Origin of the sequence: Pseudoalteromonas sp. 2CM36K, from assembly GCF_023161865.1 — a bacterium.
Lineage (GTDB): Bacteria > Pseudomonadota > Gammaproteobacteria > Enterobacterales > Alteromonadaceae > Pseudoalteromonas > Pseudoalteromonas tetraodonis.
On sequence record NZ_JALNTK010000018.1, the window covers coordinates 1 to 20,978 of the forward strand.

A 20,978-nucleotide genomic window follows, 5' to 3' on the forward strand; every position below is an offset into this window, starting at 1 on the left:
TATTTATTCATACTGCCTAAAGCATAGTTTGAAACCATTGAAAGTACAAAATTAAAGATGGGTGTCTGTTTTATTTCAACTCCTTTAAAATGATTGGAGCTTAGATAAAATTGTTCAGCTTGGTGATCATCAGAGTCCTGAAAAATGCTGAAGTGTGGTGAGTTCATTCTGTCTAAATTATCCAGAATAATGCTATTTCCATTTAGAGTTGCTAACCAGTGCAATTTGAATCCTCAGAGCAATTTAACGCCCAGTTAAGGGGTGAAGCACGCAACACTGAAGTTACCGCATCACGCCTTAATCACTAAACCTAACGCATAGCAAAAATGCCACGCGTGCTGAATCCCTCTTGAACTGTTTGTTAGGAGATTGTTCTCGACATACTGTAAAATCGATCATCAGCGTTATCAACCACAAACCCAAGTCTTTCATAGAGATGGAAAGCTGGGCTAATTTTAAATACACGTAACCTAAGTCGATTAGCGCCTGATTCAATTGCTAGCCTTTCACATTCAGAAAGTGCTAACGCACCAACACCTTTATTTTGGTGTTTCTCGCTGACTTGCAAGTCACGGATATAACAACCGTAGCTATCAAATGCCAAACGAATTGCTCCAACAACCTCACCATTGAACAGGATATCGAAATTGGTTAAATCATGGATTTGTTCTTCAATTTTGGAGCAATCCCAATCAACAGAATAATGCTCGTAGTATGAGCGCATATTTACGTAAGTAATCTTAGCCGAAGCTGATAAATCTTCTGTTTGTTGATACGAAACCATTGAATCTCCTAACGCCTTTATAACCGGCCGCTATTGCTGCGAAGCAGCGCTTTTAGCGGTCCAGCCACGCAGTGGCGATGGTTAATAAATTTGTTAGGCATTGATTAAATTCACCGTTGGCGGCCTTTCAGAAACAACATCTATGATTTGGTTTAGGCAGCAAAAACCATAGTGAACAAATGGGCCAGGATAATCTTCTGTGGCGAATGTACCTTGTTCAATATAATTGAGAAATGCTGACTTCGTATAAACCCGTGCTAGCCTGCCCTCGAATTTTTCTTCGATGCCACCAGCATAACTTTCGTTCGTTACTGCATATGCTATGTAGTCATCGAAGATAATTTCATAGTGGGCACTGCTGTCGGTTACCTCTATGGGCTTACTCTCGTTCAATATCTTTCGTAATTCCTCATTTGGCTCTTCTTCTGATGATATTTTCGGGGCAACATCAGATACACCAGCCTCAGCGATTACTATTCTGAGACTATCTTTATAGGTTTCTTGTATCTCAATCATATCGAGATACTTATGTTGATTCATTGCACTGAACATAGATGCCTAACGCCCAATTAAGGTGTGAGCAACGCTACCACGAAACGAAACCATTATACCTTAAACACAAAACCCAACGATGGAATGAAAAATGCCAAGCGTTGGGAATCACTCTTAAATTGTTTGTTAGATGCCAGATCGCTGAACCTGATTTAGTAGTGGTAACGACACGAAATTATCGTTATCGCTTGATCATCGACTGCGTAAACAAGCCTATTAGTGTCATCAATACGACGAGACCAAAAACCAGATAAGTTCTCTTTTAACGGCTCTGGTTTACCTATGCCCTCAAATGGAGAACGCTTAACATCATTGATGAGTTTGTTGATGCGCTTGAGTGTTTTCTTGTCTTGAGTTTGCCAATACAGGTAGTCATCCCAAGCGTCATCAGTCCACGACAGTAAACGTTGACTACTACTCATCAATTAATTCTCGTGCTGTTGTTTTACCAGCACGGTACTGTGCTATTGAACGGTTTAGGTGTTCAACGTTTTGAGGAGAGCGTAGTAAGTGAACTGTCTCCATAAGGCTATTGTAGTAGTCTAAAGACATAACCACAGCATCTTCAGAATCGCGGCGTGTAATAACTGTTGTATCAGCGTCATTAACTACACCGTCCAGAACAGCTTTGAGACCATTTCTAGCTTCAGTAAAAGATACGATTCTCATAAGAACCTCCACATGTATGTTTAATGGAACAAGTATAGTCTTCACCACTCCAGTTGTACAGTAAATTGAACATGTGATATTGATAAGGCAACTAACAATTTTATAGTGCGCTCATCGCGCATATTTCTGCCAACGATACGCTCATGTATTTTATAAATCATTTTTACCAAATAACTTAACACATTGCTATATATAATTTTTTATTAGCACTCAAACTCTCAATAAAAGAGAAAATGCGCTCGCAGCTCATTTTCTTGAATATGTGAGCATCACAACTATACTGTATATAAAAACAGCACTATTATTGGTAATAGTATGAAAACACGTTCCCCATTTTTAAATTACATAGCTGAATATATGCTAGTTCGTCAGTATTCATTACGTACCGTAGATACCTACCTGAGGTGGATTGCATCTTATATTCATTTTCATAATAAGCGCCACCCCGCCTCAATGGGAGACAATGAAGTCGAACGCTATCTAGAACACTTAGTTTTAAAGCAAAATGTTGCACCACGAACGCAAGCCACAGCACTTAATTCATTGTCATTTTTATACAAGCACATAATAAAAAGTGAACTATCGTTAAACTTAAATTTTGCCCGCAGTAAAAAACAAGCAAAACTGCCTGTCGTAATGACGCCAGAAGAAGTTAAGCTGCTTATGGCTCATTTAAATAAGCGCTATTATTTAATTGCAGCCCTCATGTATGGAAGTGGCTTAAGAGTAATGGAAGCGGTGCAATTAAGAGTGAAAGATATTGATTTTGATTATAAATGCATTCAAGTATGGAATGGAAAAGGTAATAAACACCGCATTGTTACGCTGGCCACAGAGCTAATACCTATGCTAAGAAATCAAATTTTGAACGTTGATGACTATTTAAAACTGGATTTAAATAATACGGAATATTCTGGCGTATGGATGCCATATGCTTTAACAAAAAAATATCCAAGTGCCGCAAAATCGCTTGCGTGGCAGTATTTATTTCCTTCTCATATATTAAGTTCAGATCCTCAACGTGGTGAAATAAGACGACATCATTTTCATCACTCTTGTATTAGAAAAGAGGTTAAAAAAGCCGTCCAAAAATCAGGATTAACAAAAATAATAACACCTCATACATTAAGACACTCTTTTGCTACTCATCTACTGCAAAATGGCGCCGATATAAGAACTGTTCAAGCTCAGCTTGGCCATTCTGATGTTAAAACCACACAAATATATACCCATGTACTGCAACAAGGTGCCAACGGGGTTGTTAGCCCTTTTTCAAGATTATAAGCATCTCTTTTTAACTCTCTACGCATACATATTCGCTTTAAGACCAATACCGCTATCTATTTCTACTTTGAAAACCCATAAAAAAGCCCCGCTTGTTTTTACACAAGCGGAGCTCCACACTAATTTTGTATCAATAAAAGCGCCTAAACTGCAGGCGCTTTGCATTATTGAATTTTATTGGTTAACCACGCTTTTAAGTGGATTAACTGGCTGTGCGTTGTCGTCTAGAATGTTCATATCGAAGTCGAACTCATCAACACGAATCGCTTTTTCACGTTTTTTGTTGTAATCACTTAACTGAACAAACTCAGCGTCGTTAATTACTTTTGCAGCAAGTGCATTTTCAAGCGTGATTGAAAAGCGCGTACCCGGCTTAAAGGTTTTAGCACGTAGCGCTTTTTTCACTTTTGCTAATAACTCAAGTGATGCCATTTTAGCTTTGTAAGCTTGCTCGTTGATGTGATGACCATCACCTTTAATTGGCTTAACTAAATGGGTAATTTGCGCTTTAAATGCTGTATCAAGCTGAGCTTGTTTCGCTAATTCACGAATTAAATCATCGCTGATTTTTGGCATTTTAGTTGAGTAGTTCATGGTAATGAAACGAATGAACTTACGTGTACCACTTGCAGGGAAGTTATCTAAGAACTTGTGCAATGCCTCTTCAGCACTTTGTAATGCAAAACGTGTTGCGTAATGGAAGTAAGGAGCCGCTTGCTCACGCTCGGTGCTTGCTACTTTTTGCTCGTAATACTTAATAGATGCCATAGCTGCATACAAGAAGCTCATTACATCGCCTAAACGTGCTGAAAGCATCTCAGCTTGCTTTAGTTTACCGCCAAGTACTAGTAACGAGAAGTCAGCATACACAGCTAATTTAGCTGATAGTTTATGCACTGCTTTTTCGTAGTCACGTACTTCTGGTAATGCCGAGTTTGCACCAGCAGTAAACGGTAATACACCTAAACGGAATGCACGTAAGCTATTTGCTGTACTGTAGCCAATTGTTTTACGTAAAATACCATTAAATTCTGCATCTGCGTTTTTGTCATCGCTGTGGATAGACTCAACCATAGATTGTAAGTATGGGTGACAACGCATGACACCTTGGCCAAATATCATTAGGTTACGAGTCAGAATGTTCGCGCCCTCTACCGTAATGGCAATAGGCTGCGCCACGTAACCACTCGCTAATGTATTTTGTGGACCGTTTTGAATCGCTTTACCTGCTTGAATATCCATTGCTGAATCAAGTACATCACGACCAAGCTCTGTCATATGGTATTTAGCGATTGCAGTCACTACCGATGGTTTTAAGCCCATGCCTAAACCTTCAGTTGTCAGTACTCGCATTGCTTCTTGTAGGTATGTTTTACCTGCAATGTCAGCTAGCTTTTCTTGAATACCTTCGAATTGACCAATTGATAAACCAAACTGTTCACGCACGGCTGCGTACTCAGAAGCTGATTTAAATGCAACTTGTGCTGTACTTACACCCAATGCTGGTAATGAAATACCACGCCCTGCGCCTAAACAGCTAACCAGCATTTGCCAACCGCGACCGATGTTCTTCTGGCCACCGATAATAAAGTCCATTGGTACAAATACTTTGTTACCACGTGTAGTACCGTTGTAAAAACGGATACCCATAGGATCATGACGGTTACCAAGTTCTACACCAGGGTGCTCTTTTGGAATAAGTGCACAAGTAATACCTAGGTTTTCTTTGCCACCTAGTAGACCATCTGGGTCAACTACTTTAAACGCTAAACCAAGTACAGTAGCAATTGGCGCGAGTGTAATATAGCGTTTGTCCCACGTGATTTCTAAGCCAAGTACTTCTTCGCCTTTGTACATACCTTTAGTTACGGTACCTACATCTGGAATACCGCCTGCATCAGAGCCTGCTTCTGGGCTGGTTAATGCAAAACATGGAATGTCTGTACCATTTGCAAGGCGTGGTAGATAGTGTGCTTGTTGCTCCTCTGTACCAAAGTGAAGAAGTAACTCACCCGGGCCCAACGAGTTTGGTACCATTACGGTTACCGCAACCGCTGAGCTTTTAGTAGCAATTGTACCTACAATTGTTGAGTTAGCGTATGGGCTGAACTCTAAACCGCCAAACGATTTAGGGATGATCAGCGAGAAGAAACGCTCTTTTTTCAAAAACTCTAAAATGTCGTTTGGTAAATGAATACCATTTTGAATGACTGAATCGTCAATCATGCCAAGTAATTCTTGTACTGGGCCATCTAGGAACGCTTGCTCGTCTGCGGTTAATTTAGCCGCAGGTACGTCGCGTAGCGCGCTGAAATCTGGTTTACCTTGATAGATAGACCCTTCTAGCCATACATCACCAGCGTCTAACGCTTCTTGCTCAGTAACTGAAATGCTTGGTAGTACTTTTTTTAATTTTGTACGTAAACTCATAACGAACTCATCCGACCAGATAAATAATACCTACATTACGTCATAAAAATCGCTTTAGATCAATTACTCTATTCAATTAATTAACAGTTTTTGCAATTTATTTTCTTTACCTGAACGTAAACTGTTGAAATAAAAAGGCTTGCACCTGTACGCTGAATTGTTATTTTTTTGTTAAAAATTTAATAATTCTGGTTGTTGGCGCCGCAAATACGGATTTGGTAATAAAGTAGAAACAAAAAAACGCAGCCTAAAACTAGGCTGCGTTTTTTAATATGAGAATTTGGGTGAAATTAGCTTATTTTAACCACTTGTTTACCTGTAAAACCACCTGCTAACTGATTGTTTAATGCAACCGAAACAGCCTTTGCGTTAAAATCAACAGCTAATACTTCTGGAGGAATTATCTCGCCATTTGCTACCTTTTCAAGCAACAAATTGCCCATAAAACTCATGCGCTGCTGCGCACATAAGCTGTTAGCTAGCCACGCACCTCCTAAGGAGACAATACTAATATTAGGCGCACGCCGATACATTAGCTGCTGTTCAAAGTTAGGAAGTGGATTTAAACAAGCAATACGACCACAAAAACGCATTAGTTCGATATTTTGAATGGTCGATTCCCCCCCCATAATATCAATAACAGCGTCAAACCCTTGTGGACCTAACTCTCGACGAATTTTGTCACATAAGGCTTTATCGTTGTAATCAAAGACCACATCGGCGCCGAGTTGCTTAACTAACTTATGATTGCGCTTAGAGGCGGTGGTAAATACATCTGCACCGCGCTGCTTGGCAAACTGAATAGCAAATTGCCCTACAGCGCCAGCACCACCTTCAACAAAAAGTGTATCGCCCTCAGTTACTGATAGTTTATCTAAGCTGATCAATGCCGCCATTCCGGCGCAGGGTAAAGTTGCAGCTTTGTCACTGGCTAATTGCTGAGGAAGGATAGACACCGCATAATTAGGCACTTTTGCGTATTCGCTCAGTACCCCTTGATCACCTACGCTGGCGTGCCACATAACACGCTCCCCTACCCCCGGAAAAATACCTTTGCCCGCTTTAACCACTGTCCCCACTGCATCCAAGCCTAAAACATGCGGGTATTGCCACGTACAAAAGCCAGACTTGGCAAATTGTGCATCCACCGGGTTTAAACCAACGTACTCTACTTTTACTAATAACTCATTCCCTGTGCACTGAGGCACAGGTAACTGAGTATCCGATAAGTTAATATCCTCATTGGGCTCATTTAACACAATAGAGCGCATTAATGTAGGAATAGTATTTGGGTTTGTATCTGCAGTATTAGGCATCAAAAACTCTACTTGTTAGTATTACTTAACGCGTAACTCCATCGCCCATTAAATGACTGGTAGGCATTTACTTTGGCAAGTAGCGATGAAATAGTTGAATCAACGGCATTTTCTTGCGCTATTAAAACATCCTGACGCGCATCTAACAACTCTAAGTAAGGAATTTGCCCTTCTTCGTACATTGCTTGTGCTTGTAAAAATGCATTATTAGCAAATTGATAACGCTCATCAGCAAAGCGCGATTGCTGTGCTTGATTGACCAATAATTGCAGAGAAAGTTCACTCTCGTTAATCGCTTTTAATACCACTTGCTGGTAGTCAGTATACGCTGCTTGGCTTAAAAACTGCTGCGCATCGCGTTGTGCTAAAAGCGCAGGGTAACTTAATAATGACCACTGCAATTGCGGCGCTACTTGCCATTGCTGCTGGGTATCACTAAAACCGTTGCTCCCTAAACTTAACACGCCTGCAAAGCCGCTTAAGCTAATATCCGGCAATAAAGCTTTACTGGCTGCTACACTTAGGCTATTTGCCTGGCTAAAATCAAATAAAGCACGACTTATATCAGGTCTTAGTGCTATTGCATCATTAGGCTTTGCCAATGACACCGCAAATGCCTTAGTTAATATAGTACGTTCATCATTAATGCTCAGTGATTGCGTAGTTTGCGCGCTTAATACGGCCAAAGTAGATAAGTCACGGTACTTCGCATATTTAATTGCCGGCACCAAGGCTTGCTGCTGCCTAAGTTGCGCCATAGTGCGGTTTAAGTCGAGCTCATTGGCCACACCTTCATCAACTTGGGCCTGCAGCACTTGAATGCTTTGTTCAAGCGCTTCTATTTGCATTTCAATAATTTGCTGCTTTTGCAGATTACCTTGATAACTCACAAAGCCTTTAACCACAGCCGACACCACTTCAATTTGCAATAACCTAACTTGCTCAGCTTGGCTCATTGCTTGTGAATTCGCGGCATCGACTAACGCAGTAATTCGACCAAATAAGTCGAGCTGCCAATCAAGTGCTACATTCGCACTTGATTGTCGGCTATTGGTATTGCCTAGCCCGCTTCCCTTTGCACCAACCTCAATACCTCCTTGCGGTAAGTATTGCGCTTGTTGCTCGCCAATACGCGCCAAAGCGCTTTTTAATACCAGCTGACTTGTTTGTAAGTCGTAATTATTAGCAAGTGCGTTGCTCAGCAGTTGGTTTAGCTGCGCTGAGCCCAGCTTATGCCACCAGTTTTGCTCATCTTCACCCATAAACTGCTCTGCAGATATTGCCTTGGCAACAAACTCATCAACCCGTTGTTGCTGAGCAGCTGTGTCAATTTTACTCGCGCAACCTGATAACGCAGCAACCGCTAATGCAGAACTCAACCATGGCGATAATTTAAGGGCGCTTAAGTTAAATTTAGTCATGTGAAGACTCCTTAACGCGCGGCTTTTTTACCACCAGCATATAAAACACCGGTGTAAATAATAGTCCAAACACAGTTACTCCAATCATGCCCGAGAACACTGCATTACCCATGGCATGACGCATTTCTGCACCGGCACCGGTTGCCAATACAAGCGGTATAACACCTGCGGTAAACGCAATTGATGTCATTAAAATTGGGCGTAAACGTAATCGACACGCCGCTAACATCGCCTCAAGGTGCGATAACCCAGTGTCATGCTTATCTTTAGCAAATTCCACCATAAGGATGGCATTTTTAGAAGCCAATGCGACCAGTACAATCAACGCTATTTGCGTAAATATGTTGTTGTCTGAACCTACAAACCACACCCCTAATAACGCTGAGAAAATAGTCATAGGTACAATTAAAATAATGGCCAGTGGTAAACGTAAGCTTTCATACTGTGCGGCCAGTACCATAAACACCAGCAATACAACCAGAGGGAATACATACACCATGGTATTACCTGCTAATACTTGCTGGTACGTTACCTCAGTCCACTCATATTCAATGCCAGTAGGCAATGTTTTTGCTAGTACAGCTTCAATCGCCAATTGCGCTTGATCAGAACTATAACCGGGCGCTGGGCTGCCATTAAGCTCTGCACTTGGGTAGCCGTTGTAATGCATTACACGATCTGGGCCAATGGTAGGCGTTACCGTTAATACTGAGCCTAACGGCACCATATTACCGGCACGATTACGCACTTTTAGGTTTAGTATTTGCTCTGGGTCTACCCTAAAATCAGCATCAGCTTGGGCATTAACCTGGTAAGTACGACCAAACAAATTAAAGTCGTTTACATACACTGAGCCTAAATAAATTTGTAACGAGTTAAACACTTCATCTAATGGAATACCTTGAATAAGCGCTTGCTCACGGTCAATATCAATATCCATTTGTGGCACTTGAATTCTAAAGCTTGAATACAGCCCCATTAACGCCGGATCTTTTTGCGCCGCAGCAATCACTGATTGCAAACTGTTAAATAAGGCTTCAAAGCCTTTGTTAGCTCTATCTTCTATTTGCAATTTAAAGCCACCTGTGGTGCCTAAACCTTGAATTGGCGGTGGCGGAAACACAGCGACAAAGGCTTCATCAATGGCCGCAAAACGTTGGTTTAATTGCGCTGCAATAGCCGAAGCCGACATACTCGGATCCGTACGCTCTGCAAAAGGCGCCAGTGGTGTAAATACGATGCCGCTATTTGGGCTATTAGTAAAACCATTCACTGAAAGGCCAGGAAACGCTACCGTGTTCGCAACCCCAGGTACCTCTAATGCAATTTGCTGCATTTGTTTTACCACCGCTTCTGTACGGTCTAAACTTGCAGCGTCAGGTAACTGCGCAATGGCGACTAAGTATTGCTTATCTTGTTGTGGAATAAACCCACCCGGTACCGCATCAAACAATTTAATCGTACCGCCAACTAAGGCAATATACGCAACCATAACTACAACGCTCATACGAATAAGCTTTTGTACCAGCTTTTCATACCTTTTAGCACCACGGTCAAACACGCGATTAAAAGGTTGGAATAACCAACGGCCAAATAATTTATTAAGCACGCGGGTAAATGCATCAGGCTCGGCATCATGTGATTTCAACAATAAAGCAGCCAGTGCTGGCGACAGCGTTAATGAGTTAAACGCAGAAATTACTGTTGAAATAGTAATGGTTAATGCAAATTGCTTATAAAACTGCCCTGAAAGCCCCGTAATAAAAGCCGTCGGAATAAATACCGCACATAATACTAATGCAATCGCAATAATAGGGCCGGTTACTTCCGTCATTGCCACGCGGGTTGCTTCAAGCGGAGATAAGCCATCTTCTATGTTTCGCTCAACGTTTTCTACGACCACAATTGCGTCATCAACCACGATACCAATAGCCAGTACTAAACCAAATAGCGATAAGGTATTAATAGAAACCCCAAGCCATTGCATTACTGCAAAGGTACCAATGAGTGAAATAGGCACCGCAATTAACGGAATAATAGATGCGCGCCAGGTTTGTAAAAACACAATAACCACAATCACCACCAGCACGATTGCTTCGAGTAAAGTGGCGATCACCGCATCAATTGAGCCTCGCACAAATACCGTTGGATCATAAACAATGTCGTATTCAACACCTGCTGGAAAGTCTTTTGATAAACGTGCCATCGTTTCACGCACCTGATCAGAGAGCTCAATGGCATTTGACCCTGGGCGTTGAAATATTGGCATCGCTAAAGCGGGTTTATTATCAAGCTCAGCACGCAATGCATAAGAATCTTGGCCTAAATCAACACGTGCCACATCTGACAAACGCGTAAGCTGCCCTTGCTCCCCAACTTTAATAATGACTTGTTTAAACTCTTCAATGCTATTAAGGCGTCCTTTGACGTTTAATAAAATTTGGAATTGACTGTCATTTGAAATCGGTTGCGAACCTAAACTGCCCGCTGCAACTTGCTGATTTTGCGAGCGTAGTGCATTGACCACGTCACTTGCAGTAAGCTCACGTGATGCTAGCGCATCTGGGTTAAGCCAAACTCGCATTGCATATTTACCACCACCAAATAAACGAATATCACCCACACCAGGTAAACGCGCTATTTCATCTTTGATATTTAAATCGGCATAATTTGATAAATACGCGGTGTCATGGCTATTTTGGGGTGAATATAAATGCACCACCATGGTTAAATCGGGTGATGATTTTTCAGCAACAACCCCTAAACGTTGCACTTCTTGTGGCAAACGCGGCAGCGCACTATTTACTCGGTTTTGCACTTGCACTTGGGCACGGTCTAAATCAGTGCCTAACGCAAATGTCACCGTGAGCGTCATACGTCCGTCACTGGTTGCTTGTGAAAACATATACAGCATGTTTTCGGTGCCATTTATTTCTTGCTCAAGCGGTGTTGCCACTGTTTGTGCAATAACCGTCGGGTTCGCACCTGGATAACTGGCAGTCACAACCACTGTCGGTGGTACGACTTCTGGGTATTCACTGACCGGCAGCTGAAATAATGAAATGCTACCTGCAATTAAAATAATCAACGACAGCATGGCCGCAAAAATCGGTCGCTGTATAAAAAAGTGTGAAAATTTCATCTAATAACCTTATTGCTTAGCAACTAAATCGGCAGGATTAGCACTTAGCGTAAATGCCACGCCTTGGGTATTAATTGCCACTTTATTTGGTGATATCGGCATACCCGGTCCTACACGAGCAGGGCCATTTACAGCAATAACATCGCCTTGCTCAAGTCCTGATGTGATGGCTCGCAACGATCCATAGCGCTCACCTACCGTTACAAGCTTATACTGCAGCACATTGTTTTCGCCTACCGTTAACACAAAGCGATTTTTTAAATCTGTGCCTATGGCTCTGTCTGGAATAATGACAGTGTCACGCACTGCATTAGCAGCTAACTTAATGCGTGCAAATGAGCCCGAACGCAACTCGTTACTGCGATCATCAAATACCGCACGAACGCGTAAAGTGCCTGTAGATGCGTTAATTTGATTATCTATAAAGTTAATATGGCCGCTATAGTTAAAATCGTCTTGCCCTACTTTTTGCATTACAACAGGCTGTTTGCTTGCAGCTGTTACTTCGTCAAATGCGCTATTCCAAGTACGTTCATCTACATCAAAGTAAGCGTACATTTTGTCATTAGAAACAATTGAAGTAAGCACGCTTTGCCCTGCAAGTACGTTGTTACCTTTGGTAATATTTGCGCGAGAAATCACGCCATCAATAGGAGAAACCACTGACGTAAACTCTAAATCGAGCTTTGCAGCTTTAAGCTGCGCTTGCAGTGCAGCAAGTTGTGCTTCACGCTGACGCAGAGTCGATGTACGCGCTTGTGCTTGCTCAGTCGAAATGGCTTTTCGCTCAGTTAAGCGTACCGCACGCGATGCTTCGCTTTTTGCTTGTTCAAGTGCTGCTTGAGCACTTTTAACCTGAGCGCTTAAACTGTCAACGGTTGCAGCGAATGAGCGATCGTCTAAACGAAATAATACATCGCCTTGTTTAACGCTATCCCCTTCTTTAAATTCAATTTGCTCAATAATGCCGGATACACGCGGCATTAATGCCACTTTTTGCGGTGACTCTAAGCGTGTTGTATAGGTGTGCCAACTTTGAACTGGCTTAACCAAGACCTCGGCTACATCAATTGCTTGTTGTTGCTGTGCGGGTGCTGATTGTGTTGTATCTTCATCGGCACAACCGGCCAGTGTGATTAATGCAACAGATAATGCTATAGCAATTAAGTGTTTGTTCATAACGACGCTCCTTTTAATTTAGCGTTGCATAATACGGAACATACTTGATGACAAAAACAATAGATTTTTAAATTCATTAGTGCCAAAATGGCATCAATACTCACTACGTGATGAAATAATGGATACAACCAGTCGACTATTAATGCTGCTTGAAGTGGTAGAGCAAGGCTCATTTGCAAAAGCAGCCGAAATACGAAATATTGACCGCTCAGTGATCTCTAAGCAAATTAGTCGGTTAGAGGATGAACTTGGAGTAAGGCTATTGAACAGAACAACCCGCTCATTCTCTCTTACAGCAGCGGGCGCTGAAATGATAAAAAAAGCAGGTGAGCTACGAAGTCTGCTTGGCGAAACGGTGCGCATGGCAGAAAACTACCACCAAGAGCCACGCGGCGTATTAAAAGTAACCGCATCTACTTTAATAGGTCGACGCTACTTACAGCCAGTGATCAACGATTTTCAAAAACGCTTTCCGCAAGTGGAAGTAGAACTGCGTTTAGATGACCGATTGGTTGATATTGTATCTGAAGGATTTGATTTAGCGTTTAGAGTGGGTGAGCCCAAAGACTCATCATTAATTGCTCGTAAAATTGCCCGTAATCGTTTGTTACTATTAGCCGCGCCAGCGTTTATAGAAACATACGGTATGCCTACAACAATCACTGATTTGGCACAATTGCCAGCGGCCAGTTATGCCAGCAACTCACTGCGGGTAGAAGGCATAAATTACTATAACCACACTGGCGAGCACTGTGCGCAAAAAATAAAAAGTGTGTTTAGAGCAAACGATGCAGAAGTATTACTGATGAAAACTCTCTCTGGCACCACCTACTTTTTAGCGCCGGCATTTATTTTAGATAAAGAAGTGATTGATGGGCAACTGGTGCCCTTACTTACGGATGTAAAATTAATGGAACATAATGCAATGTATGCTGTATACCCACACCGAGATTTACCGGTAAGAACACGATTGTTTTTTGATGCCGTGCGTGAATACATTGGCAAAGAAAGACCGATTTGGGAGAACAGTATTCCTAATTTTGATCAAATGTATTAAGCCGCATCTGCACAGAGGTTAATATCAGAAAAAACCGCATTGCGCCCCGCATCTTTTGCCTTATAAAGCTGCTTACCTGCTTGCGCTATTAATTCAGCCAAATTTAGTTGTTGGTACTTAACTACGCCAACACTGGCTGTTAAATTTATGGTTATACCATTGGCTTCAATATATTTATTTGCAACGGCTTGTCTAAGATTTTCAGCCATTGCCAGCGCGGATTGTGCACTATCAAAATTGCTCATTAAAAAAAATTCTCACCCTCCACCCTAAATACATACCCTTTTGCAAAAGTAATCCTAAATAGAGTTGCCAACTCAACCAGCACTTTATCTCCTACATCATGGCCGTATTCATCATTTATTTGTTTAAAGTGGTCAAGATCAATTAAAAACAAGTACAACTGTGACTTGTCTTTTATCTCCACTTCAAAATAATGACTCACAGATAAACGGTTTCCTGCGCCCGTGAGAGGAGCAAGTAAAGCCAAGTTTTTAAGTCGCTTAGAAAATTCGGCCCTATTTTCTTCAAAAACATGAGAACTGACCCATATAATAATATAAATAAACAGTAAGTTGAGCGCTTGGTTAAAAGAGGAAAAAGAAGGGCTTGGTAATTTATAAAGCAATACTGATGATTGCATAACCAAAAGTGTGGCCGATAACACAATACCGTATTTTCGACCAAGAAGTAGATAATACAAAATGGGTAAAGAAAACGCCCACAAAAACAAACCATTTTTAAGTGGTGCCAAAAAGGTTCTACATAATATAACGAGCGTTACAGTCATACAAACCGTTATGGCATACCAATTTCGTTGCTTGTTTTTAACCAATGGTATAAAAACAAAGTGCGGAAATCACACTTCTAAGCCACCTACAATATAAAAATGATTTTTTGATAGGTTAAACACAGCAAAAATAAATGACAGCAAACCTAAAAATAAACACATCCATTTTAAGACATGCTTACGTAATATTTTTGTACTGTTGAGAGCGGCTATATCCATAAAAGACTTAAATCAAAGCTACTGGTTTAAATTAATCCTGAAATGCAATAATCACAACTTTACGCTTAACAACCACCTTTAAAATAAGCAAAAAGGACTGGTTAAATGCAGCTATTCTGTAAGCAATTCATTAACTGTGCCAACCAAGTCAGCAAACTCCTCATCAACATGTGCAATTTGTTTAGGGCTTAAGGTTTGATTTAATTTAACCAGCAACTGTGCGTATGCCCTTAAATTTTCCTCATTTCTCTCAATGAGTTCAGCACTCATAAACAGCTCTCGTTCTGTAATGATAGTGCGTAACTGCTGCGCAAATTGGGCATCATCAAGGGTTTGCTGATTAAACAGTGCCTCAAGTGCACCTAACCGAGTTAGTTTATAGTCATACCATAAATTGCTGGTGCTGATATATTCACTGTTGGCTTGTGACACTAGCGTTCGCTGCTCTGAGGTGAGCTTACCAAGCCATTGTTCGTAGTAGTCTAGTTGCCTGTCTAAACGAGACTGCTGATGCTCCTCTTTGGTTAATGAAGCGTGCTCTTTTATTTCATCATTAATTTGCTCACGAATGTTTTCTACCATTTCACTGCGTTGTGATGGAGTTAACGTTTTTGCCAGCTCGATTAAGGGATCACTCGCGTACAAAAGTAAATTGCGCCAATGCTGCTTTACCTGCGTTATTTTTGCCATTAACTGCGCTGTATCGGCTTGTTTATCGAGCAACTGCCTTAAGTCGAGTAAATCGGCTTTATATTTTGGTAACTCAACCTCTCGATGCCAATCTCGGGTGTTATTAATAATCACTTTTAACTGCGTTGATTGGCTTTTATTTAAGTCGACATAATCGTCTATCCAAAACGAAGACAGCCAACCAAGGTTGTTATAAGCAAAGGAGGTAGAACAACTGGCAATAAACAATAAACTGGTTATAAAAATAATTTTGCTTAGTTTTATATTTTTTAAATTATTTAACATTAACAGACCCCGTTTTATAATGCTTTGGTTGCCAAAAATCATCATAAGTAATTATGTAAGCCATTGCTCGCTTTTATTTTTTTCATTTTTCTATAGAATCGCAAGCTAACGCAATTTATATCATGACTATGTGCTTAAGTTTAGAATTTTTGAGCTATAGTTAAAGCTACTTGTTAATACGTTTGTATACCTAGGTTATAAACGTTGGCGTTATTAATTTAGCTCATAATTTTTTACCTATCCCTAATAGATTCACTAGGTAAGTTTTACTTTTATGGCGCTTACATAGAACGACAACTAATTTGGAGACATGCTTATGTCACAGTCTAATTTTAAAGCACTGCTACTGGCCGGTATTATGCTCGCTACCCCTCTTGCTCATGCTGGACTAGAAGAAGGGATCAGAGCTGCTAATGCGGGTGAATTTGAAGAAGCACTTAAAGAGTTTAATTATTTAGCTGACAAAGGCTATGCACCGGGTATTTACGAATTAGGTAAGCTATACGAAGGTGGCCATGGCGTTACCCGTGATTATTACAAAGCAGCTGAGCTTTACCAACAAGCCGTAAAGAAAAACCATGTAGATTCAATGTTTGCACTTGCGGTTTTATATAATGAAGGTAATGGCGTTAAATTAGACAAACAAATGGCCATAACCTTATTTGAAAAAGCAGCAAATAAGAACCTTCCCGCAGCACAGTATAACTTAGGTGTAATGTATGCAAATGGCGATGGTGTTAGCCAAGATTATAAAGCCGCCAGAACATGGTATGAAAAAGCCGCTGCTAATAATTACACATTGGCGCAGTTTAATTTAGCACTGATGTATTTTGAAGGCTTAGGAATGCCAAAAAATCTTGAAATGTCGTATGTGTGGAATACCATTGCCGAGTATAACGGCAACATGCAAGCCAGTCAAAGCCGTAAACTTGATGAACGTACTATGCTCCCGAAAGAGGTAGCTGAGGCCAAAGAAAAAGCCGATGCAATTTATACCAAAATTTTAGCGGGTACTTATGCTGGCGAAGGACGACTGTTTTAAGTTAGCTATTAAAAAAGCTGAATGAAGTGATTCATTCAGCTTTTTTATTTTAAGCGTTGCAAGCTATTTTACATAAAGCCACTTTAGCACTTTGATCAGTAATTTATTTTGTTTAAGTAATAAACCAATGCGCGGGTTAACCGAGCCAGAGACTAAGGTATTTTTTGCATGGCTAAAGGTGAGAAAACCTTCTTTACCGTGATAATGCCCCATCCCCGAATGCCCCACGCCACCAAACGGCACATCATCGGCAGCTACTTGTATTAATGTGTCGTTTACAGCAACTGTTCCGCTAAGTGTTTGCTTAATAATGTACTGTTGCGCCTGTTTATCTTGACCTAAAATATAAAGGGCTAATGGGTGGTCGCGTAATCGAATATAATTAAGCACGTCTTCTAATTTGTCGTAACTCATAATGGGTAAAATGGGGCCAAATAGCTCTTCTTGCATTAATGTCATCTCATCTGTTACGTGCGTAACAATATGCAGACCCATACGATGCTTTTCGCCATCTTGCTGGTTTTGTTCAAGCGGTTTAGTAATTTTAGCGCCTTGCTCTTGTGCTTGCTCTAAATAACCCAGCAAACGCTGATAATGTGCAGGGCTTATAATCGAGGTCAGGTTTTTGCCTTCAACACCTTGCTTAAAGTGTTTTTTATAAAGGATACAAAGCGCTTTAATGAATTGGTGCTCCAATGCTTTAGGAACAAACACGTAATCAGGCGCTACACATATTTGCCCTGCATTGGCCATTTTTCCAAATAATAATGCACGCGCGGCTTTATTTACATCGGCTTTTTCTAACACAATCACGGGCGATTTTCCGCCGAGCTCTAATGTTACCGGCGTTAAATTTTTACTGGCCGCGGCCATAACTAACTTGCCAACGGCAGTCGAGCCTGTAAATAGCAAATGCGCAAATGGCAATGATGAAAACTCACTTGCCACGTCGCTACCACCTTGAATAATTGTACAGTGCTGCCTTAATTCACCTGCAAATATTTTTTCAATAACGGCATTGGTGTTAGGCGTAAATTCACTGAGCTTTAACATCACCCTGTTACCCGCTGCAATCGCAGTAATAACAGGTACCAATGCTAGTTGAATAGGATAGTTCCATGGTGCAATCACACCGACCACGCCAATAGGCTGATAGGTTACACTTACTTTTGAGGGCCATAAGCTTAACCCCGCGCTGCGCTGACTTGGTTTAGACCATCGAGGTAGCTTTTTAATAATATGCGCAAGTCCCTGCATGGTGGGCAAAATATCCCCCACTACGGTATCGAACGCCGTTCGGTATCCAAAATCTTTAGATACTGCAGCAATCAAGTCTTGCTCTAACGTTACAATGTTAGCGCGTACTTTCTTGAGTAAAGCAAGACGTTGCTCAATGGGTAAATAAGGGGTGTCTTCAAAAGCATGCTTTAGTTCATTAAATTGCGAACGCAAAGATCCTGTAGATAATGTGTCAGTGTTCAAAATAAGCTACTCGATTTATAACGTTTTCAAGACTATAACCTTGTTCTGTTACTCGAGCAATAAAGAGTGATTTTGCAACACGAGGAAAAGGATTGCAAAAACACTCAACAGGTTGGTTGGAACGCATACCGATGCACTGCTTTTGTGTGCATCGGTTATCTGTTTTGTTAGTTGATTAAAGTGGGTTATTAAAAACCAAAAACTTGGGCTGCTATGGTCATTGTTACTAAGGTAATTAAAACAATAGCGACAATATTTAACACAAAACCAGCACGGATCATGTCTTTCATTTTAATTTCACCCGAGCCAAACACAATCGCATTGGGTGGTGTGGCTACTGGCATCATAAACGCACAACTACACGCAATCGCAGCTGGAATAACCCACACTAACGGGCTGCCTGTTACTGACTCAGCAACGGGGCCTAGCAGTGGTAAAAAGCCTGCTGCAGTTGCCGTATTACTGGTTATTTCAGTTAGGAACGTAATCAGCGCAACCACAACAAGAATGCTCATTACTAATGGAATAGTACTCGCCCCTTCAATCATATTAGCAATGTAATCAGCTAATCCTGATGACTTTATTTGCGAGGCAAGTGTTAATCCGCCACCAAATAAAAGCAACACACCCCACGGCACTTTAGCGGCACTTTCCCAATCTAAAATACGCGCATCGCTGCCTTTATTTGCCGGTAGTACAAACAGTAGTAATGCTGCAGCAATAGCAATACCGGTATCTGAAATTTTAAGCCCGGTAACATCACCTAATAAAGGTCTAAATATCCAACAAATAGCGGCAAGCACAAATACAAACAACACGCCCTTTTCAGCACGCTGCATTAGACCTAAGTCTTTTAATTGTGAAGAGAATACCGCTTTGGTATCAATACGCTTGTTCGCTTGTACATTCGCATCGACTTTATAAGTGAATTTAGTTAACCAAATCCAGCTGATCAGCAACATACCGAGCGCTAATGGCACACCAACAATCATCCACTCGGCAAAGCCAATTTCAATCTGATAACTGTCTGATAGGTACGCAGCCATTAATGCATTTGGTGGAGTACCAATTAATGTAGCAATACCACCAATACTTGCGCCATAAGCAATCGACAGTAAAAGGGCTTTACCGAAACCTTCATTACTAGGGTCTGAGCTTTTAACTAAATGGGTAATAGATAAAGCGATAGGAAGCATCATTACTGCGGTAGCGGTATTAGACATCCACATTGATAAAAATGCAGTCACTAACATCATCGCTAAAATTTGTAAGCTTGGTTTTTTACCTGCATAACGCATTGTTTTTAATGCAATACGCTTGTGTAACCCCCAACGCTCCATCGCTATTGAGATTAAAAAGCCACCTAAAAATAAAAAGATCAGCGGATGCGCATAAGGCGCTGCAACACTTTTTATCGCTGCTATATCAACAATCGGCGAAATCACTAAAGGGAGTAACGCAGTAGCAGGAATAGGCACTACCTCACTCACCCACCACGAGGCCATCCAAAATGCTAAGCCTGCGGTTTTAAATGCTGCCGCCGACATCCCTACTGGCGGCTCAACTAAGCAAGTAAGTAGCATGACACATGGGCCAAGTAACAATAACAGCCATTGCATAAATGGCTTTTTATTCGCGTTATTTTCTAAAATACGTTTTGTCATTTGTTTAGCCCTTAAAATTTATATTTAAGACCAAGTGCAACACTGCTATCAGCATTTTCTTCTAGGTCGAGGTCAGTGTATAAAAGGTAAGCTGTGGTTTGCTTGTCAAATACATAATCTACACCCGTGGTCCACTGGGTAGCGTCTGATGTTTGACGTAGTTTTGAATCATCTTTTGCAAATTGTACTTTAGGTACCCATTTGTCTAACTTATAGCTTGCGCTTAGTACATAACCGTTGCCAGACTTAGCGCCGTCAATCGATTCTGAATGCTGGTACAATGCCCCTAATTGTAATTTTTCAAACTTATACACACCCGCAATACGGCTTGCTTTTATGTTATTAAGCGAATCGACATGGCTGATTGAAATAGAGTAAGGTGTTTTATTTAAATTACGGTCGCCGTAAATTAGCGTAGCAGCAAATCCTGCTTCGTTATCTTTGTTGTCATCTTTTGGTGCATAGGTAAATGAAAACTGCGCGTTATGCCAATACTTAGAGGTATAGGTGATGGTATCGCCTAAGCGGTCTTGCCCTGCAATTACTTGAGCAATATCAGCTTGGGTTTCGTTAAAATTATCAAGCTTACCTTCTGAATATTTAAAGCGCGTGTCGTTTCGCCCAACCACCACTTCACCAAATGCGCCTTTTAGGCCCAAGTAAGTATTGCGTGCTGCAAAAGGCTCATTGGTGTCGTCGTGTTCAAAACCTTTTACTTGAACTTCGTATTTAAATACCGCGGTAAAATACTCATTTAATTTATGGTCACCTTTAATGCCAATACGCGAAAAAGGGGCATCTATTTGCGTGCCTTCGTCAGCGTAACGCATTATGCCTGTATCGGTGTTAGCAATTTGTACTTCGGCTTTACCATACACTGTGTAGTCTGCTGCAAAAGTGGTTGCAGGTAACGTGGCAGCACTGCATAACGCAGCAAGTACTGAACCTTGGAATATATTGTTTTTCATTATG

17 protein-coding genes and 1 pseudogene are annotated in these 20,978 nt (G+C 41.1%); 3 read left to right on the top strand and 15 right to left on the bottom strand.

Translation table 11 applies throughout. From position 1 onward, the window contains the following. From MTN97_RS12065 to MTN97_RS12085, 5 genes are all read right to left on the bottom strand, one after another. The coding region (locus tag MTN97_RS12065) for a hypothetical protein (protein ID WP_248474481.1) at positions 1 to 224 on the bottom strand (224 nt) is incomplete at its 3' end. A 137-nt stretch (positions 225 to 361) separates the two neighbouring features. After that, entirely contained in the window at positions 362 to 784 is a 423-nt protein-coding gene (locus MTN97_RS12070) for a GNAT family N-acetyltransferase (protein ID WP_140122875.1), read from the bottom strand. A 93-nt stretch (positions 785 to 877) separates the two neighbouring features. Further along, positions 878 to 1,300, bottom strand: coding sequence for a hypothetical protein (locus tag MTN97_RS12075; protein ID WP_248474482.1), 423 nt, complete (start codon positions 1,298 to 1,300; stop codon positions 878 to 880). 188 nt (positions 1,301 to 1,488) lie between these two features. Next, positions 1,489 to 1,758: a Txe/YoeB family addiction module toxin gene (locus MTN97_RS12080; RefSeq protein ID WP_005464459.1), complete on the bottom strand. Its 270-nt coding sequence runs from the start codon at positions 1,756 to 1,758 to the stop codon at positions 1,489 to 1,491. Further along, complete coding sequence (locus MTN97_RS12085; protein ID WP_005483180.1) at positions 1,751 to 2,005, bottom strand: type II toxin-antitoxin system Phd/YefM family antitoxin; 255 nt, start codon at positions 2,003 to 2,005, stop codon at positions 1,751 to 1,753. Before MTN97_RS12085 ends, MTN97_RS12080 begins: the two co-directional genes overlap by 8 nt. A gap of 315 nt (positions 2,006 to 2,320) precedes the next feature. On the opposite strand from MTN97_RS12085, the gene MTN97_RS12090 reads away from it, so the two are divergent. Further along, a complete protein-coding gene (locus MTN97_RS12090) occupies positions 2,321 to 3,289 on the top strand; it encodes an integron integrase (protein ID WP_248474483.1) in 969 nt (322 codons plus the stop codon). A 174-nt stretch (positions 3,290 to 3,463) separates the two neighbouring features. On the opposite strand, the gene MTN97_RS12095 is transcribed toward MTN97_RS12090, so the two are convergent. The 5 genes from MTN97_RS12095 to MTN97_RS12115 form a co-directional block, all read right to left on the bottom strand. Next, positions 3,464 to 5,719, bottom strand: a complete 2,256-nt coding sequence (locus MTN97_RS12095; protein WP_248474484.1) for an acyl-CoA dehydrogenase — start codon at positions 5,717 to 5,719, stop codon at positions 3,464 to 3,466. 290 nt (positions 5,720 to 6,009) lie between these two features. Next, the gene (locus tag MTN97_RS12100; RefSeq protein WP_248474485.1) at positions 6,010 to 7,035 is read right to left on the bottom strand and encodes a zinc-binding dehydrogenase; all 1,026 of its coding nucleotides are present in this window, start codon (positions 7,033 to 7,035) and stop codon (positions 6,010 to 6,012) included. Between the two features lie 8 nt (positions 7,036 to 7,043). Next, entirely contained in the window at positions 7,044 to 8,456 is a 1,413-nt protein-coding gene (locus tag MTN97_RS12105; protein WP_248474486.1) for a TolC family protein, read from the bottom strand. Further along, positions 8,449 to 11,598, bottom strand: a complete 3,150-nt coding sequence (locus MTN97_RS12110; protein WP_248474487.1) for an efflux RND transporter permease subunit — start codon at positions 11,596 to 11,598, stop codon at positions 8,449 to 8,451. The genes MTN97_RS12105 and MTN97_RS12110 overlap by 8 nt, the downstream gene beginning before the upstream one ends. Before the next feature lie 9 nt (positions 11,599 to 11,607). Next, the gene (locus tag MTN97_RS12115) at positions 11,608 to 12,777 is read right to left on the bottom strand and encodes an efflux RND transporter periplasmic adaptor subunit (RefSeq protein ID WP_248474488.1); all 1,170 of its coding nucleotides are present in this window, start codon (positions 12,775 to 12,777) and stop codon (positions 11,608 to 11,610) included. Between the two features lie 118 nt (positions 12,778 to 12,895). Here MTN97_RS12115 and MTN97_RS12120 point away from each other — a divergent pair, with 118 nt between their 5' ends. Continuing rightward, positions 12,896 to 13,834 (top strand): LysR family transcriptional regulator, encoded by a 939-nt coding sequence (locus MTN97_RS12120; RefSeq protein ID WP_036983917.1) that lies wholly within the window; start codon positions 12,896 to 12,898, stop codon positions 13,832 to 13,834. On the opposite strand, the pseudogene MTN97_RS12125 reads toward MTN97_RS12120, so the two are convergent. Next, a pseudogene (locus MTN97_RS12125) lies at positions 13,831 to 14,786 on the bottom strand (GGDEF domain-containing protein). The gene MTN97_RS12120 and the pseudogene MTN97_RS12125 overlap by 4 nt on opposite strands. Positions 14,787 to 14,954: 168 nt before the next feature. Beyond that, positions 14,955 to 15,818, bottom strand: a complete 864-nt coding sequence (locus MTN97_RS12130; protein ID WP_036983916.1) for a DUF6279 family lipoprotein — start codon at positions 15,816 to 15,818, stop codon at positions 14,955 to 14,957. Positions 15,819 to 16,134: 316 nt separating this feature from the next. On the opposite strand from MTN97_RS12130, the gene MTN97_RS12135 reads away from it, so the two are divergent. Then, positions 16,135 to 16,860 (top strand): tetratricopeptide repeat protein, encoded by a 726-nt coding sequence (locus tag MTN97_RS12135; RefSeq protein ID WP_248474489.1) that lies wholly within the window; start codon positions 16,135 to 16,137, stop codon positions 16,858 to 16,860. Positions 16,861 to 16,923: 63 nt separating this feature from the next. Here the strand turns inward: MTN97_RS12135 and MTN97_RS12140 are convergent, their stop codons facing one another. The 3 genes from MTN97_RS12140 to MTN97_RS12150 form a co-directional block, all read right to left on the bottom strand. After that, the gene (locus tag MTN97_RS12140) at positions 16,924 to 18,342 is read right to left on the bottom strand and encodes a coniferyl aldehyde dehydrogenase (protein ID WP_248474490.1); all 1,419 of its coding nucleotides are present in this window, start codon (positions 18,340 to 18,342) and stop codon (positions 16,924 to 16,926) included. A gap of 188 nt (positions 18,343 to 18,530) precedes the next feature. Then, a complete protein-coding gene (locus MTN97_RS12145) occupies positions 18,531 to 20,006 on the bottom strand; it encodes an SLC13 family permease (RefSeq protein WP_036983914.1) in 1,476 nt (491 codons plus the stop codon). Between the two features lie 11 nt (positions 20,007 to 20,017). Continuing rightward, a complete protein-coding gene (locus tag MTN97_RS12150) occupies positions 20,018 to 20,974 on the bottom strand; it encodes a porin (RefSeq protein WP_036983913.1) in 957 nt (318 codons plus the stop codon). Positions 20,975 to 20,978 lie beyond the last annotated feature (4 nt).